We start from the raw sequence: 16,559 nt of genomic DNA, 5'->3' as shown, positions 1-16,559 counted from the left end.
CGCCGGGCGCCTCAGAGCGGCGTGGAGGCGTCGGGCAAGCTGCTGGGCGAGGACGTGAGCGACATGCTGGTGACCTCTTCGGCCGCCACGGCGGCGCAGAACTTCGCGTCGCGCCGGCCACCCAGGTCGGTGACGCGGGCGAGGCTGGTGCCGCCGCTCTCGAGGCGCGGGTCGTCGTCGGCCACGCACTCGTAGCCCTCCCGGCCGCAGCCGGAGTTGCAGCGCTCCATGCAGTAGGTCTGGGTGGTGCGGCTGGGCTCGAAGCGCCACTCCACACAGACACTGCTGTTGGGGCACGAGTCCGGGTCACAGCCCTGCACGGTGCAGTAGCCGCGCGGCTGGGCGGTGTCGCAGATGCGGTCGCCGTTCACCGAGCAGTCCGTCGACACCGAGCAGCGGTCACCGATCTCCGGTGCGCAGCCCGTGGCGGAGAGCAGCAGCATTGCCAGCGCCGCGAAGGCGGAGCGGGCCAGAATGCGCGAAGAAGAAGGGAAAACGACGGTTCGGGAGGCACGCGACACGGCCGGACGGTAGCAGCACGAAGAAGGCGCCGCCATCCGAGGATGACGACGCCTTTTCGGGTGTCGTGGGCCGCCCCAGCGAGGGGCGAGCCGGGTCAGCGCGTCTGGTACAGGCTGAGCCCACCGACGTAGAGGAAGCCCACCATGAAGAGAATCAGGAAGGGCACGCTGATGTAGTTGCCGGTGGCGATGGCGAGGCCGATGGTGACCACGAAGTAGAGGCCGAAGGCCACCTCGAGCAGCGAGTGCATGGACCAGTTGCCGCGGTAGGCGGCCGTCTTCCACGTGGGGCGCTTGTTGGTGTTCTCGATGCCGTGCTTGGGCGTGCGGACGAAGGTGATGTCCTTGCCGAAGAGGCCCTCGAGGACGGCGCGGGCGTTGTTGATGCTGAGCCCGATGCCGATGGCCATCATCATGGGGAGCCGCTTCACAGCCGCCATCCAGCCGCCGTAGAGCTCCTTCTGGGTCACCAGGTAGAACACGCAGATGGAGCCGCAGGTGGAGAGGAAGAGCGGCACGTCGAGCAGCAGGAGCTCAGGGTGCTGCATGTCCTGGCGCATCAGCATGTTGGGCAGCTGGAGCATGGCCAGCACCACCAGGAACAGATAGGCGAAGTTGTTGGTCAGGTGGAAGACGCACTCGATCTTCACCTTGAGCGGGATGTCGGCCTTCAGCACGGTCCAGAGCAGCTTGCGGGTGGTCTGCGCCGAGCCCTTGGCCCAACGGAACTGCTGCGTCTTGAAGCTGTTCATCTCGCAGGGGATCTCGGCGGGCGCCACGGCGTCCGGCACGTAGACGAACTCCCAGCCCTTGAGCTGCGCGCGGAAGCTGAGGTCCATGTCCTCGGTGACGGTGTCGTGCGCCCAGCCACCCGCGTCGGCGATGGCCGCGCGGCGCCAGATGCCTGCGGTGCCGTTGAAGTTGAAGAAGCGGCCCGAGCGGTTGCGCGCGATGTGCTCGATGCAGAAGTGGCCGTCCAACATCATGGACTGGCACTGCGTGAGCGTGGAGTACTCACGGTTGATGTGGCCCCAGCGCGCCTGCACCATGCCGACCTTCTCGTCCGTGAAGTGGTGGATGAGGTTGCGGATGATGCTGGGCGTGGGCACGAAGTCCGCGTCGAACACCAGGAGGAACTCGCCCTTGGCCACCTTGGTGGCCTCGGCCAGCGCGCCGGCCTTGTAGCCCGTGCGGTCGGTGCGGTGCAGGTAGACCGCGTCGAAGCCGCGGGTGCGCAGCTCTTCCACCTTGGCGGAGGCGATCTGCACCGTCTCGTCCGTGCTGTCGTCCAGCACCTGGATCTCGAGCTTGTGCTTCGGGTAGTCCAGCAGCGTGATGCTCTCGAGCAGACGCTCGGCGACGTACATCTCGTTGAACATCGGCAGCTGCACCGTGACCATCGGCAGGTCTTCCTCGGCGTAGGGGGTGGCCGGCTTGCGGATGTTCTTGCGGTGCTTCCAGTACAGCATCAGCAGATGGCCGCGATGGAAGCCGTAGATGCCGAGGATGGCGAGCGTGATGAGGTACAGGATGATGATGGCGATTTGCACGGTTAGCTCCGGTGGCCAGACGATGAGTCCTCCTCGGATCGGCGGCGACCTGGCAATTGTCACCAAGATGTAATTCGTTGTTTGTGCTTGTGTCTGACGGTCGGCGCTGCGCCTGAGCTGCCGCAGACGGGCGCAGGGGGTTGATCAACGTCAAGACAAGTTGGAGCCCGCGCGTCATGCTTGGCCCACCATGACTCGTCTGATCGAGCGCTGGCCGACGGTGCGCGCCGCCCTCCTCACGCTGGTGATCGTTCACGCGGTCCTCTTCGGCGTTCAGATCCCCGACTTGGACGAAGAGCGGCTGGAGGGTGACTACTGGCAACCGTTGGTGCAGCGCGTCCAGAGCCTCACCGACGACACCCAGGCGGAGAGCCGCGCGCGCATCGCTCGGCACAGCGCGCAGCTGATTTCGCTCCGGGCCCAGGTCACGTGGCCGCTGGCGTGGATCTATCGCGGGCTGCGCGCAGGGCAGACGTGGAACATGTTCGAAGGCGCCGAGAAGCAGAACTTCGCGCTGCACGTGGAGATGCGCCGCGCTGGCCGCGACGAGTTCGAGACGCTCTATACGGTTCATGACCCAGACGCGCGCTTCGAGGCCGAGCGCATCGAGTACCGCCGTGTCCACGCTGCCTACATCGCCTTCGACAACGGCACCCCCGGGCCGTATTACGCATTCTGTCGCTGGGTCGCGAAGCGGGTGTTCTACACCTACGACGACGCGGTCGAGGTGCGCGTACGCATGAAGCGCCTCGACTACCGCGACTACGCGGAGCGGGTGGCGCACCCCGAACGCAGCGGGTGGGCCAACGGCATCCGCATCACCCGAGAACAGTTCCAGGAGGATATGCAGGCCCCCCGTGACTGACGCCTCCGTCACCCCCGGGCGCCTCGCGCGCTACGTCGCATTCTGGAACGAGCGGGAGCCCGCCACCGCGCTCGCCCTGCTGCGCATCGCCATCGGGTGCGTCCTCGCCTACGACCTCATCTACCTGGCGTGCCTGGACCTCGAGCTGACCATATTCGGCGACGCGGCCGAGTACAACATGGGCTACACCCGCTCACTCGACGTGCAGCCGCTCGTGCGAGAGGTCTTCGGGCCCGGCCCGCTCGCCGTGCACGTGGCCGTCTACGGGGGCATCGCCGCGGCCGTCTGCTTCGCTCTCGGCCTGCTGACGCGCGTGTCGGGGCTGCTGGTCATCGTGACCCAGCTCCAGCTGGCCGCGCTCTACGGCGAGGGCGATCGCGGCATCGATCAGCTGCTGCGCCTCGCCACCATGATCCTGGTGCTCAGCCAGAGTGCCGCCACGCTCTCGCTCGACGCGCGCCTGCGCCACGGGGCCTGGGCGCGCCCCAACGTGCTGGTGCCGGCCTGGCCGCGCTACCTGATCATCGCGCAGCTCGTCTGGCTGTACACGTCGGCTGCCCTCAGCAAGGACCACTCGCTCTGGTCCGCGCGCGGCGACTACATGTCGCTCTTCTACATCCTTCGCTATCAGCACTTCGTGCGCTGGGACATGACCTGGGTACCGGCGTGGGTCACGCAGGTGGGCGCGTTCACCACCTTCTGGTTCGAGGCGCTGGCGGGGCTGATGGTGGTGGCCTGCTCGCACACCCGGAGCGACCCGGACCTGCTGCTGCGGAGCACGCGTGGCTGGTGGGCGTTCAAGCGCACGTGGATCGCCATTGGCCTCGGGCTGCACACCACGCTCTGGATCCTGATGAACATCGGGATCTTCACCACGGGCTTGCTGGCGATGTACGCCTGCTGGGTGAACCCTCGGCTGCTGCAGCGCCTGCCCGCCACGCGATGGTGGAGGGCGCTGCGCTTCGTGCCCGAGGCGGCCTCACCGGCTGGCGCGCAGCCCGATGAACCGGCCAGCGCCCCGCCGCCTGCCGCTCCGCAGGGCGCCTAGCCTCGCGGCGCGCGGAGCGGCGGGCAGGGCGCCCAGGGTCGAAAACCTCAGCCCGCGGGCCGCCGCGTCACGGGGCCGAAGTTCTGCGGCGGCGTGTTGGCGCGCGGGCGGTCCGAAGGAGGTTTGGGTGCCGCAGGGATCTGGCGCGGCGCCACGGCCGCACGCGGCGCAGCAGGCTGCCCGAGCTTGGTGCGCAGCGCCTCGCCCAGGTCCACGCCCACGGCGGCCTTGACCTGCTCGTTGGCAGCCACCAGCTGCCCCGCGAGCGAGCCACCACCACTCTTGTTGTTGCCGTCCTGGCCGATGACCGTGAGGCGGTCGACCTTGATCTCGCCGATGGTGCCGCTCACCTGCCGGAGCACCGGCAGCAGCTTCTGCATGAGGAGCACGTCGCGGCCAGAGCCGCCGCTCTCCGTATAGGTGCGGGCGAGGTCGGTGAGCACCTGGGCGGTGGCCTTGCCCATCTCGATGCTGGTCACGGCGCCGGCCTGAGCCTGCGCGATGGCCTCGGCGCACTGGGCGGTGGCCGGCTGGATGATGTCGCCCTGCAGCCGCAGCTGCACCTGTGCGATGCGCGCTTCCTGCATCTGCACCTCGGCGTGCGCCTGGGCCACGTCGGCCTGCACGGCCGCCAGCTGCTCGGCGATGACGGCCTGACGGCGCGTGCGTGCGTCCGCGATGCGGCGGTCGTTCTCCTTGCGGGCGATCTCGATGGCCGTCTCGAGCTTACTGACCTCACCGCGCATCTGGCTGGTCCACTTCACCTCGGAGGCCTGCGCCTGGGCTGCGGCTTCGGCGATGGCCGCGTCGCGCCGGATGTGCGCGCTGCGCATGCGCCCGATGGCGTTCAGGTAGCCCACGTCGTCCGACACGTTCTGGATCTTGAGGGTGTCCAGCACCAGGCCGATGCGGTTGAGGTCGTGCTCGGCCTCTTCGGTGAGCTTGCCCGCGAAGGCTTCTTTGTCTTGGTTGACCTGCTCGGGGGTGAGCGTGGCGAGCACGCCGCGCAGGTTGCCTTCGAGCGTCTCGCGCGCCACCTGCATGACCTCCTGCCGGCTGCGGCCCAGGAAGCGCTCGAGCGCGTTGTGCAGCAGCGGGAGCTCGCCCGGGATCTTGATGTTGGCCACGCCGTTCACGCTGAGCGGGATGCCGCCCTTCGAGTACGCGTTGGTGACCGACACCTCGATGATCATGTTGGTGAGGTCGATGCGGTCCACCGCCTCGATGATGGGCTTCCGAATGGCGCGGCCGCCCTTGATGATGCGGTAGCCGACGATGCCCACGGAGGACTGCCGCGTGGTGCCCGAGAACACCAGCACCTCGTTGGGCTGGCACACGTAGAGCAGGTTGCGGATGACGAAGAGCATGACCAGGAACGCGACGAGCGCGAGCCCGAACAGGACTACCAGGGCGACGAAACCGGTCACGACACACCTCGCTCGTTGAGGATGGCAGGGATGTTGACGCCCGTGCTCTCGGCCAGGGCTTGCATGACGCGGCCCACCATCATGGGGTACGCGGCGGCGTAGCTCGCGAGGCCGCTGCCGTCGCCTTGGTCGATGACGGTGACCTCACCGACCGACACGTCTTGCAGGTTGGCGACGACCGCGCCCACCAGCTCTTCGAGGTGCTGGATGACGTAGAGCTCCTTCGCGTGGGGCCCCATGGTCTGCCAGGCCTCGCTCAGGAGGCGCAGCACCTCCACCGCGGCGCGGCCGTTCTCGGCGGTGGGAGCCGCTTCACCCACGGCCAAGATGGCGCGGGCCTCGCGGTTGATGTTGGCGGGCACCACCACGTCGGCCTGCAGGCGCCGCTCTTCCACGGCGTTGCGCAGCGAGTAGAGCTCTTGCTCGGCCTGGGCACGCGCGGTCTTGGCGGCCATCTCGGCCTCGCGCTCGATGGCCAGCGCGGCACCGTCCAGCTCGGCGCGCACGCGGCGCAGCTCGTTCTGCTTTTCGATGGTGGCCGTCTCGGCCAGGGCGCGCGAGACCTCCGCCTTCTGGTGCGAGCCGGCCTGCGCGCTCGTGATCTTCTCCTGCGCCTCGTTCTCGGCGTTCTCGGCGTCACGCAAGACGGCCGCGATGCGCGGGCGCCCGAGCGAGTCCAAGTAGCCGGTGTCGTCGTGCACGTTCTGGATCTTGAGCGTGTCCAGCATGAGCCCCAGCTTGTGGAGGTCGTCTTCGGCTGCGTGGATCAGGTTCTCGGCGAACTTGAGGCGGTCTTCGTTGACCTCTTCGGGCGTGAGCGACGCGACCACCTCGCGCACGGCGCCTTCGAGCGTCTGCTGAGCCACCTGCTGGATCTCACCGAGCGAGCGCCCCAGGAAGCGCTCGATGGCGTTGCGGATGAAGGTGTCGTCCGAGTGGATCTTCACCGTGGCGATGGCGTGGATGTGCAGCGGGATGTTGCCCGCCGAGTAGGCGTTCTGGATGCGGATGTCCACCGGCAGGAGGCGCATGTCCATGCGGTCCACGCGGTGCAGGATGGGGATGCGGATGCCGCGCGCGCCCTGCTTCACGATGGCGTACGGGAGCGTCTCGCCGTTGGGCCCGCGCGACTTCTTGCCGCTGAAGACCAGGGCCTCGTTGGGCCGCGAGATGAGCAGGAACTGGCGCAGCAAGAACACCAGCATCAGCAGCAGGAAGGCCACGAAGAGCCCCGCCATGCCCGCCTTGATGAGCAACTCGATGGCCTCCACGGCGGCGCTCGGCTCTTCGATGGGAACGGGAGTAGTGGGGTACGCCGGAGGGGTGTAGCCCGTATATGGTTGCGTCATGTGAAAACCCCAGCTGTCTATGGTTGAGTGGGCCGTGTGGCCGGGCTCAGTCGTTCTCGGCGGCCATGACCTTCGCGACGCGGGCGGTGGTGCCGTCCATCTCGATGATCATCACTTGGTCTTGGTTGCCCACGTTGTCCTCGTCCGTGGTGGCCAGGACGTCCACCAGGTTACCGCCGATGTCGATGCGGACCTTCCCCACACCGCCCGGCTTGGGCGCCACGAGCACTCGCGCGCTCTTGCCCACGTAGTCTTCCGACTCGGCCACGCGGGCCGACGTGTCGGACCCCAGCACGCGCATGGCGTAGGAGATGCCGAAGCCTGCGCCGCTGCCCATGCCCACCGCCAGCACGGCAGAGATGGCCTCGTGCGGAACCAGCGAGAAGCCATCGAAGATGAGGCCCGTGAGCCCGAAGAACGCGAGGAAGAACGTCCAGAAGCGCACCGACGTGAGCGACCACATGAGGAAGTCGGCGCCGCCGCCCAGCTCGAGGTCCTTGCCGGCGTCAGCCCCGTGGGCCTCCACCTCGGCGTGCACGTCGGCCCCCGCTTCCAGGTCGGGGGCATCGGACTCGGCCTCGATGCCGTCCTTCCCGCCCAGCAGGATCGACGCGCCGAGCAGCACACCGCCGAGAGCGAGCGAGAACATGTAGACAGAGAGCAGCATCGAACGACCCCGTGACCCCGATGGGAGTGTGTGTGGGCAGCCTACCATGTGAACGCGCGAGCGGGAGATGCGTTCCATCCGCTGGGCCGTTTCCGGCAGATAGCCTGTCGGCGGCGGCGGAACCCTCGCCCCGGTCACATTCGGGGGCTGCGGCCGCTCTCACGAGGGCCGCGCGAAGTCCGGGATGCGGAACCGCTTCCGGTACGCACCTGGGGCCATGCCCGTGACGCGCTTGAAGAGGCGACGGAAGAATGCTGGGTCTTCGTAACCCACGCGCCAGCTGATGGTGTCGGCTGGTTCCTCCGTGCGCTCGAGGCGGCGCTTCGCGTCTTCGATTCGGAGGCGCTGCACGTACTCGATCGGCGCGAGGCCCGTGGCTGTGACGAAACGGCGCTTGAACGTGCGCTCTGCGAGCTTCGAGCGCTTGATCATCTCTTCGACCGGGCGCGCCACCGCGAAGTGGCGGAGCAACCAGTCCTGCGCGCCGAGGATCTCGCCGTCTCCGTGGTCGCGCTTCCCCTCGAACACGATGTACGGCGCGAGACCATCCTGATGCCACTGCAGCGCGAAGGCCCGCGCGACGTCTTGGGCCATGGTCGCGCCAGCGTACCGGGCGATGAGATAGAGCACCAAGTCGTGCCAGGTCGTCGACGCACCCGAGCACACGAACTCTTCGCGACGCCCGGAGATCACCAACACGCGCTCGGGGTGGATTGCGATCTCGGGATAGAGCGAGGCGAACGCGCCGGCGTAGCCGAAGTGCACCGTCGCGTCCTTCCCGTCGAAGAGGCCCGTCTCGGCGAGCAGGAAGATGCCCGAGCACGCCGAGCATAGGATCGCGCCGCGCGCGTGCATGCGCTTCAGCCATGCGACGAGGCGAGGGTATCGACCCGTCTTCCACTGATGCGATTTCAGGAGCACGGAGGGAACGATCACGATGTCGGTGCGGTCGAAGTCGTCGATCGCGCGCTGGACCTCGATCGGTAGGCCGCTCGCGAGCATCAGCGACCCCGTCTGCTCACCGACCGTCTGCACATGGAACGGTGGCCGCGACTGGCCGCTCGATGCCATCAACGTGGCCCCGTTCATCACGTCGAAGAGGCCGCTGAGGGTGGAGATCACGGCGTCTGGCAGGGCGAGCAGGCTGACGTGCAAGGACGCGGATTCGGCGCGAGGGCTGCGGGCGCGTGGAGCCATGAAACCGACGAGGGTGGCACGAACGGACCGATTCGGGGCGATTCCGACTCTGCCGCGGCTCGGGTCGGGGGCGAATGATGAGCGCATCGAGGAACCACTCACCTGGAGCAGAGATCGCCATGACCACCGACACCACCCCCATTGATCCGTCCAAGCTCGAAGCTTTCGTGATGCGCGCCCTCGGCGACGCGACCGCCGGGTACACCGGCGTGCTCGTCAGCCTCGGCGCCAAGCTCGGGCTCTACAAGGCACTGGCGGGCGCAGGCCCCGTCAGCTCGCGTGAACTCGCCGAGCGCGCGCAGTGCGCCGAGCGCTACGTGCGTGAGTGGCTGAGCGCGCAGGCCGCCGGCGGATACATCGCGTATCACGCCTTCAGCGACACCTACGAGCTCGAGAACGAGCACGCGATGGTGCTCGCGGACGAAGACAGCCCCTACTACATCCCCCACGCGTGGAACGCCCCGGCGTCGATGTGGTTCGACGAGGACAAGCTCGTCGCGGCGTTCCGCACCGGCGCGGGCGTGGCCTGGGGTGAGCGCAACGGTCGGCTCGCGTGCGGGGTGGCTGCGTTCTACCGCAACGGGTATCGCGCCAGTCTGGTCTCCGCCTGGTTGCCCGCGCTCGAGGGCTTGGTCGCGCAGCTCGAAGCCGGCATCGAGGTCGCGGACGTGGGCTGCGGCCACGGCCATGCCACGTTGCTCATGGCGGAGGCGTTCCCGAACTCGCGCTTCGTCGGCTTCGACACCCACGCCGAGTCGATCGCAGCCGCGCGTGGCCACGCCGCCGAAGCAGGCCTCGCGGGGCGCGTGCGCTTCGAGTGTGCGGCTGCTTCCGAGATCACCGACCGGCGCTACGGCCTCGTGTGCTTCTTCGACACCCTGCACGACCTCGGCGATCCGGTCGCGGCGGCGCAGCGCGCGGAAGCGGTGCTTGCGCCGGGCGGCACGCTCTTGCTCGTGGAGCCCTTCGCCCATGACCGCGTACAGGACAACCTGTCGCTCGTGTCGCAGCTCTACTACTCGGGCTCCGCGTTGATCTGCTGCGCGCACGCCATCTCCGAAGGCGGCAAGCTGGTGCTCGGCGCGCAGGCCGGCGAGGCGCGCCTCGCGGATGTCTTCCGCAAGGCAGGGTTCACGCACTTCCGGCGTGCCGCGGAGACGCCGTTCAACTTGATCTTCGAGGTGCGACGGTAGTCATGCTCTCGGGGTGCCCCGGTGGGAGCGACGCGATGGCCCACCCACGAGCGGCGGGTGGGCCATGCCCGACGCCGGCTACTCGAGGCGAGGCCCCGGTGCGCCCAGCGTCAGCGCGAGGGCCTCGAAGCCCGCGGCGGCGAGTGCGTCGTCGAAGGCAGCGAGGTCCTCGGCCGCCGTGAAGAAAGCGATGGCCACATCGCCGCCGCCAGCGCCGCTGGGCTTGGCGCGGCCACCGCACTGCGTGGCGAGGCGGGCGACTTCGGCGAGGCGTGCTTCCACGATGGGCGCGCCCGCTCCTTCTCCGAGGTCGCGCATACCCTCGTGGTAGCGGGCCGTGAGCGTGAGGAGCTCGGCGAGCTGACCGCGCTCGAAGGAGTCGGCGAAGGCCGCGGCGGTCTCCGTGAGTGCGGCGGAGCAGGCCGCGAACGCTCGCGGCTCGCGGGAGGCCCACTGACGCACCTGGGCCACGAGGTCGCTGGTGCGGGCGGCGTGGCCCGTCCAGACCACGCGGGTGAGCAGGCCGGCAGGGGCCGCGAGCGCGCGGCACGCAGGCAGGGTCCCGGGCTCGCGCACGCCCGCTTCGAAGCGCACGAAGCCACCGAGGGCAGCGGCGGCCACGTCGGCGCCGCTGCCGTCGGGGGCGATCACGCGGTGGCCTTCGAACGCCAGCTCGAAGAGCGCGCGGCGGGTGTCCTCGATCTCGAGCGGCAGCCCGGCGTGGGCCAGGGCGAGGCCGGCGGTGGCTGCTGCGGCGGCGGCCGACGAGCCCAAGCCCAGCTTCTGCGCACCGGTCGGGTCGCGCAGCGCGCGCACGTCGATGGTGGGTGGCTCGGCCGGTAGCGCTGGGAAGCGCTCGCGTGCGAGGTTCCAGGTGGCCGCGACCTCGGGAGGGACGCTCGCCGAGTGCGCGTCATCGGCAGCGAGGTGCGCGACGGCGCGCGCGTCCACGGCGGCCACGATGGCGGGGGCACCGTCCAGCACGGCGTACTCGCCGGAGAGCATGAGCTTCCCCGGGGCGGAGACACGGAGCACGCTAGGGGCGCTGGTGGGGGCGCCCCGTGTTTCAACCGGATGATTCATCACAACTCGTGGTGGGCTCTGGTCAGCATGAATCGCGCTTGTTTCATGCGGTATTGGCACCCCGGCTTGAAAGCCGGGGCAGCATCCCTCGCCCGGGCAGGCGCGGAAGTCCAGCCCCTAACGGGCCCGGACTGGGCAGTTCCAAGCAGGAGAACGGTCGAACTCCAAGCGGTGGATGACGCACAACTCGAGACACACCCGAGCTTGAACGACGCAGTCCGCGCCCGGCAGGGGGCGGACTTCCGCAGTCGACCCAGGCCCGGGATGCTGCCCCGGACTTCAGTCCGGGGTGCCCATAGTGCCTGGCAGCACGGCGAATCGGCTGCGAGAGGTGCAGAAGCCTCAGGATCCAACCCGGGGCGCCCAGAGATCCTTGAAACGAGCCCGATCGCGAGTCGCACCAGCCCGCCAAGGGCCACCAGCTCCTCGCTGTGCGCTAGTCCCACTTCAAGATCTCCACGCCGGGACCGGGGGCACTGACGCCCGTGGCGATCACGCCCTCGGTGCGGCCCAGCGCTCGCCGCACCCGCGCAGCGTCCTTCGCGTGGCACAGCGCCTTCACGTGCGGGCCCGCGTCCATGGTGGCGAACACCTCGATGCCGCGCTGCTCGCGCAGGTCGCGCACGGTGGCGAGGGCGGCCAGCGTGGCGGGCTGGAAGTACAGGATGCCTGGCGCGGAGGCCATGGCGCAGGCGTGGAACGCGAGCGTGCTCTGCTCCATGGCGGCCCCCAAGAGCGGTAGGTCGCGCTTCCTTAGCCCGCGCTTCACCTGCTGCGAGAAGCGCGGCGCGCTGGCCACCCACGCCTCGTAGAAGGGCGAGGTCACGCGCGAGCGCTCCATGCCCTCGGTGGAGCCCACCTTCTTGGGGCCCTTGGCGGTCTCGGCCACCACGATGCGCAGGTCCCAGTGATCCTCGCCGTGCAGCTGACGCGCGGCCAGCTTGGCCTGACCGGGCTTGCCGGCGGGCAGCTCGGCGAAGCCCCCGAAGATGCTGCGCGCGGCCGAGGCGCTGGCTTGCCTGGCGAGCGCGCTCACGCGGCGGTCGTCCCACTCGAGGCCCGCAGCGCGCGTGGCGGCAGCAGAGAGAGCAGCAAACCCCGACGCGCTCGACGCGAGGCCCGCCGCGGTGGGAAAGCGATTCACGGAGCGCACCTCGGCGCGCTGCTCGTGCTTGGCGGCGGCGCGCACCTGGTCGAGCATGGCCACCACGCGGCGCGTCTCTCCGGCGCTGGCTGGGCGGCCGTCCAGGAACATGCTGTCGGCGCGCAGGCTCGGGTCGAAGCGCACCTCGGTCTCGGTGACCAGCCCGCTGAGCGTCATGCTGATGCTGGGGACCGCCGGCAGGTTGAGGGCCAGGTCGGACTTCCCCCAGTACTTCGAGAGCGCGATGTTGGCGTGCGCGCGGACCGTGCAACGCCCCGTGGAACCCTTCATGCGCCGACCTCCGTGATGAAGCTCTCGGCGCCCAGGCTCTGTAGCGCCGCGAGGATGGTGTGGGCCGCGCCAGTGTCGGCGGCGAGCGCGAACATGCAGCCGCCGCCGCCCGCGCCGGTGACCTTGGCGCCCAGCGCGCCGGCTTCGCGGGCGGCGTGGCACAGGTCCTCGAGGCGGGGCGTGGACAGCATGAGCGCGCTCAGGAGGCCGTGGTTCATGTCCATGAGCTGACCGAGCGCGCGCAGGTCGCCCGCTTCCACGGCCAGGCGGCCGTTGCGCACCAGCGCCGCGATGGCGTCGAACAGCTCGCCGATGCGCTTGGGTTCGCGCTCGAGCTGCTGCGCCACTAGCCCCACCATGAGCTTTGTTTCGGAGGCCTCGCCGCTGTGGCCGATGACTAGCACCAGGGGCCGCCGCACGCGCACGGGCTCGAGGGGCTGCCCGCGCGTGAAGAACGCCACGCCGCCCACCGCGGCCATGGTGTTGTCCACGCCCGAGGGGTTGCCGTGGAACACGCGCTCCCAGGCCAGCGTCTGGGTGGCTCGCTCCTCCGGCGTGCGGGCGACGCCCAGGTGCTGGTCGAGCGCGGCGCTGACCGCCACGCCCATGGCGGCCGACGCACCCAGTCCGGCCCCGGCAGGGAGCTCGAGCCGCACCGTGAGCTGCATTGGCGGTGGCTCCGTGTAGGTGGCCAGCAGCGCTGCCAGTGCGCGGCCGAGGGAGTGGTCGGCGTCCGGGCTGGCCAGTACGTCGACCTCGGCGGTGTCGAACACGAAGCGCGCGCGTGTGAGGCCGTCGGTCGACGCGCTGACCTCGGCCGTGGCGCCGCGCGACAACCCAGCCGCGAGCGCGGGCCGACCGTGCACCACGCTGTGCTCGCCGAGAAGGATGACCTTCCCGCAGCCTGCGCCGCGGGCCGTGGTCATCGGTCGCGGTCCGTGAGGCGCAGCGCCAGCGCCCGCAGCCGCTCACAGCCAGCGGGCGCGAGGGCCCCGTGGTCCAGCACCTCGAGGGCCACGTCGCGCAGCTCGGCGCAGCGCTCCTCGAGGGCGGCGCGCGCGCCACAAGCCGTGAGCAGCTCCATGGCGTCCGCCACCTGCGCGTCGGTGGCGCTGGAGTTGCCGAACACGGCGGCCAACCGCGCGCGCCCGGCCGCGTCGTCGCGCAGTCGCTGCTCGGCCTCCAGGATGAGCCCGGTGCGCTTGCCGTGGCGCAGGTCGTCGCCCGGCTTGCCCGTGGCGGCGCTCGCGAAAGTGCCCAAGAGATCGTCGCGCAGCTGGAAGGCCTCGCCGAGCGGATCGGCCCAGCCCGTGAGCGCCAGCACCTGGTCGGGGTTGGCGTCGGCCAGGATGGCGCCGAGCGCGGCCGGCCCGCGCACCGTGTAGCTGCCGGTCTTGAGGTGGTGCATGCGCGCCACGTCGCTGTCCGCCAGCACGTCCAGGTGCTGCCCCAGGTAGACCTCGATCTGCAGCGTGGAGAACGCCTCGAGCCCCTCGTCGCGGCGCCACTTGGGGAAGGGCGCCTGGGCCATCAGCTCCCACGCGTAGGTGCCGGCCAGGTCGCCCGTGAGCACCCCCAGGCAGTCGGCGATGTGCACGTCGCGCCCCGGCTCGCGAAACGTGGTGTGCACGGCCGGGCCGCCGCGCCGCTCGTCGTCGCGGTCCATCCAGTCGTCGTGGATGAGCAGGTAGCTCTGCAGCAGCTCGAGCGAGGCGCCCGCCGCGATGGTGTCCTCGAGGTTGCCCTCGGGGTTCACGGCGCTGTAGGCCGCCGATAGCACCAGCGGGCGCAGGCGCTTGCCCCCGCGCAGCGTGAGGGCCGCGGTGGCGTCCACCATCTCCACGCCACGAGGCGAGAGGCGCCGCGTCTGCTCGCGCTTCGTCTCGAAGAACGCCACGAGCCGAGCGTCCACGCGCTCGCGCACAAAGGTCGACCAATCGGGTTCGGTGTGTTGCGTCACGCTGCGCTCCTCTTACGCTCGGGCTATTCCTCAGGCAAGTTGCATGGACCGCCCCCGGAGGCGGAGCGAAAGCTGCGCATGACCGACGAGATTCGACAACGAAAAGCCGACCACCTGGACCTCTGCGCGACGGATCAAGTCGCTTTTCGTGGTCAGACCACGCTGCTCTCGCAGGTTCGCCTGGTGCACCAGAGCCTGCCCGAGCTTTCGCTGGACGAGTTGGACCTGAGCACTGAGCTGTTGGGCAAGGTGCTGCGGGCGCCCCTGGTCATCGCGGCCATGACCGGCGGACACGAGCGCGCCGAGGAGATCAACCGCACGCTGGCGGGCATCGCCGAGCGGCGCGGCTACGCGTTCGGGTTGGGCAGCCAGCGCGCCATGGTGCTGCGCCCCGAGGCGGCGTCCACCTACCGCGTGCGCGACGTGGCGCCCACCGCGCTGGTGCTGGGCAACGTGGGCGTGGTGCAGGCGCGCGAGATGCCCACGGCCGACGTGGCGCGCATGGTGGAAGCCATTGGCGCCGACGCGCTGTGCGTGCACCTGAACCCGGCCATGGAGCTGGTGCAGCCCGAGGGGGACCGCGACTTCCGGGGCTGCCTCGCCACGCTCGCGCGCCTGGTGCGCGAGCTGCCGGTGCCGGTGGTGGCCAAGGAGACGGGCAACGGGCTCAGCCGCCGCACGGTGGCACAGCTCAAGGACGTGGGCGTGATCCACGTGGACACCAGCGGCGCGGGCGGCACTTCGTGGGTGGGCGTCGAGACGCTGCGGGCGGAGGGTGGTCAGCGCGAACTGGGTGAGGCGCTCTGGGACTGGGGCGTGCCCACGGCCGCGTCGGTGGTCTACGCGGCCCGCGCCGGCATGAAGGTGATCGCCACGGGCGGCGTCGCCACGGGCCACGACGTCGCGCGGGCCATCGCGCTCGGTGCCACCGTGGGGGGCATCGCCCGCCCCGTGTTCATGGCGCTCACGCAGGGCGGAGAGCCGGCGGCCGAGGCGTTCTTGGATGGCGTGGAGCGCGAGCTGCGCGCCGTGATGCTGCTCACCGGGAGCCGCACACCCGCAGACCTCGGTGTGGCCGAGCGGCGCATCGGGGCCGAGCTGCGCGAGTGGACGGAGTGAGCGCGAGCGTCCCCAGCGAGGTGCACGGCGCGAGCACGCCGCTGCGCGTGGAGCGCTTGTTCCTGCGGGGCTTCCGCAACCTCGAGCGCCTCGACTTCGAGCCGGGCGCGCGCTTCAACGTCATCCATGGAGACAACGGCGCGGGTAAGAGCAACCTGCTCGAGGCCATTCACTACATGGGCTCGCTGCGCAGCTTCCGGGGCGCCAAGACCGAGGACATCGTGCGCCTGCACGAGCCCACCGCCGTGCTGCGCGCGCGCGTGGGAGGCGACCTGGCCACGCGCACCTACACCATCGGCCTCGAGCGCGGGAAGGCCCGCAAGCTGCAGCTGGACGAGAAGCGCCCGCGCTCGCTCGGGGCCTGGCACGGCACCTTCCCCATGGTGCTCTTCCACCCCGGAGACGTGGAGCTGGCGGGCGGCTCGGCGGAGCTGCGGCGCGCGTTCCTGGACCGCATGCTGGAGCAGCTGGACCCCACCTACGAGAGCGCGCTCGCCACGTACACGAAGGCGCTGCGCAGCCGCAACCGGGTCCTCAAGCAAGACCCCATCGACCCGCGCTCGGTGCGCAGCTACGACGCGATCCTGGCCGACGCCGGGGCGATCGTGGGGCGGGCGCGCGCGTCGCTGGTCAGCAGCCTAGCGCCGCGCGTGGCCCGCGCCTTCCACGACGTGGCCGGCGAGGAGCTGCCGCTCGACGTGAGCTACCAGCCGCGCGTGGCTCCCGAGCGTGAGCTGATCCTGCAGGCGCTCGAGCAGGCTTTCCAGAAAGACTGTGCGCGCGGGTTCACGGCCGACGGGCCGCACGCCGACGACCTGCGCCTCACGGTGCGCGCCATCGCCGCCAAGCACCACGCCTCGCAGGGGCAGCAGCGCGCCATCGTGCTGGCGCTGAAGGTAGCCGAGCTGGACGAGCTGAGCGCGCGTACCGGCAAGGTGCCCGTGCTGCTGCTGGACGACGTGAGCAGCGAGCTCGACCGGCGCCGCAACCGGAGGCTGTTCGACCTGCTCGCGCGCCTCGGCGGACAGGTGTTCCTGACCACCACTCACCCCGAGTTCATCCTGCTGGACGAGCACCGCCGCGACTTCCACGTGGCGGCGGGCGTGGTCACGGGCTGAGGCGGCGCCGAGTTGGCGGCGGAACAG

The 16,559-nt window shown here is 70.0% G+C and carries 15 protein-coding genes; 5 read left to right on the top strand and 10 right to left on the bottom strand.

Going from position 1 to position 16,559, the window contains the following annotated elements; all coding sequences use genetic code 11:
* Positions 1-11 precede the first annotated feature (11 nt).
* Positions 12-443 carry a hypothetical protein gene (locus IPI43_10285; protein MBK7774513.1) on the bottom strand — a complete coding sequence of 144 codons (432 nt, stop codon included), beginning with the start codon at positions 441-443 and terminating at the stop codon, positions 12-14.
* 173 nt (positions 444-616) lie between these two features.
* Positions 617-1,990: a glycosyltransferase gene (locus IPI43_10280; GenBank protein MBK7774512.1), complete on the bottom strand. Its 1,374-nt coding sequence runs from the start codon at positions 1,988-1,990 to the stop codon at positions 617-619.
* A gap of 271 nt (positions 1,991-2,261) precedes the next feature.
* Here IPI43_10280 and IPI43_10275 point away from each other — a divergent pair, with 271 nt between their 5' ends.
* On the top strand, positions 2,262-2,936 hold the full coding sequence (locus IPI43_10275) for a hypothetical protein (protein ID MBK7774511.1): 675 nt from the start codon (positions 2,262-2,264) through the stop codon (positions 2,934-2,936).
* Positions 2,929-3,984 carry a hypothetical protein gene (locus IPI43_10270; protein MBK7774510.1) on the top strand — a complete coding sequence of 352 codons (1,056 nt, stop codon included), beginning with the start codon at positions 2,929-2,931 and terminating at the stop codon, positions 3,982-3,984. Before IPI43_10275 ends, IPI43_10270 begins: the two co-directional genes overlap by 8 nt.
* 47 nt (positions 3,985-4,031) lie before the next feature.
* Here the strand turns inward: IPI43_10270 and IPI43_10265 are convergent, their stop codons facing one another.
* From IPI43_10265 to IPI43_10250, 4 genes are all read right to left on the bottom strand, one after another.
* A complete protein-coding gene (locus IPI43_10265; GenBank protein ID MBK7774509.1) occupies positions 4,032-5,351 on the bottom strand; it encodes a flotillin family protein in 1,320 nt (439 codons plus the stop codon).
* 56 nt (positions 5,352-5,407) lie between these two features.
* On the bottom strand, positions 5,408-6,760 hold the full coding sequence (locus tag IPI43_10260; protein ID MBK7774508.1) for a flotillin family protein: 1,353 nt from the start codon (positions 6,758-6,760) through the stop codon (positions 5,408-5,410).
* Between the two features lie 46 nt (positions 6,761-6,806).
* Complete coding sequence (locus IPI43_10255; protein MBK7774507.1) at positions 6,807-7,427, bottom strand: NfeD family protein; 621 nt, start codon at positions 7,425-7,427, stop codon at positions 6,807-6,809.
* A 159-nt stretch (positions 7,428-7,586) separates the two neighbouring features.
* Positions 7,587-8,624 (bottom strand): helix-turn-helix domain-containing protein, encoded by a 1,038-nt coding sequence (locus IPI43_10250; protein ID MBK7774506.1) that lies wholly within the window; start codon positions 8,622-8,624, stop codon positions 7,587-7,589.
* A gap of 119 nt (positions 8,625-8,743) precedes the next feature.
* On the opposite strand from IPI43_10250, the gene IPI43_10245 reads away from it, so the two are divergent.
* Positions 8,744-9,817 (top strand): class I SAM-dependent methyltransferase, encoded by a 1,074-nt coding sequence (locus IPI43_10245; protein ID MBK7774505.1) that lies wholly within the window; start codon positions 8,744-8,746, stop codon positions 9,815-9,817.
* A 78-nt stretch (positions 9,818-9,895) separates the two neighbouring features.
* On the opposite strand, the gene IPI43_10240 is transcribed toward IPI43_10245, so the two are convergent.
* The 4 genes from IPI43_10240 to IPI43_10225 all read right to left on the bottom strand — a co-directional run bounded on the left by IPI43_10240 (position 9,896) and on the right by IPI43_10225 (position 14,295).
* The gene (locus IPI43_10240; GenBank protein MBK7774504.1) at positions 9,896-10,852 is read right to left on the bottom strand and encodes a hypothetical protein; all 957 of its coding nucleotides are present in this window, start codon (positions 10,850-10,852) and stop codon (positions 9,896-9,898) included.
* A 484-nt stretch (positions 10,853-11,336) separates the two neighbouring features.
* Positions 11,337-12,335, bottom strand: a complete 999-nt coding sequence (gene mvaD, locus IPI43_10235; GenBank protein ID MBK7774503.1) for a diphosphomevalonate decarboxylase — start codon at positions 12,333-12,335, stop codon at positions 11,337-11,339.
* The gene (mvk, locus tag IPI43_10230; GenBank protein ID MBK7774502.1) at positions 12,332-13,261 is read right to left on the bottom strand and encodes a mevalonate kinase; all 930 of its coding nucleotides are present in this window, start codon (positions 13,259-13,261) and stop codon (positions 12,332-12,334) included. Before mvk ends, mvaD begins: the two co-directional genes overlap by 4 nt.
* Positions 13,258-14,295 carry a polyprenyl synthetase family protein gene (locus IPI43_10225; protein MBK7774501.1) on the bottom strand — a complete coding sequence of 346 codons (1,038 nt, stop codon included), beginning with the start codon at positions 14,293-14,295 and terminating at the stop codon, positions 13,258-13,260. The genes mvk and IPI43_10225 overlap by 4 nt, the downstream gene beginning before the upstream one ends.
* A 78-nt stretch (positions 14,296-14,373) precedes the next feature.
* Between IPI43_10225 and IPI43_10220 the strand changes: the two genes are divergently transcribed.
* On the top strand, positions 14,374-15,414 hold the full coding sequence (locus tag IPI43_10220) for a type 2 isopentenyl-diphosphate Delta-isomerase (protein MBK7774500.1): 1,041 nt from the start codon (positions 14,374-14,376) through the stop codon (positions 15,412-15,414).
* Positions 15,411-16,532 carry a DNA replication/repair protein RecF gene (locus tag IPI43_10215; GenBank protein ID MBK7774499.1) on the top strand — a complete coding sequence of 374 codons (1,122 nt, stop codon included), beginning with the start codon at positions 15,411-15,413 and terminating at the stop codon, positions 16,530-16,532. Before IPI43_10220 ends, IPI43_10215 begins: the two co-directional genes overlap by 4 nt.
* The last annotated feature ends 27 nt before the right edge of the window (positions 16,533-16,559 follow it).

The organism is Sandaracinaceae bacterium, assembly GCA_016706685.1.
Lineage (GTDB): Bacteria > Myxococcota_A > Polyangia > Polyangiales > Houyiibacteriaceae > JADJJE01.
Note: the sequence above shows the minus strand (reverse complement) of the source record. Positions and strands in the feature narration are given on the sequence as shown.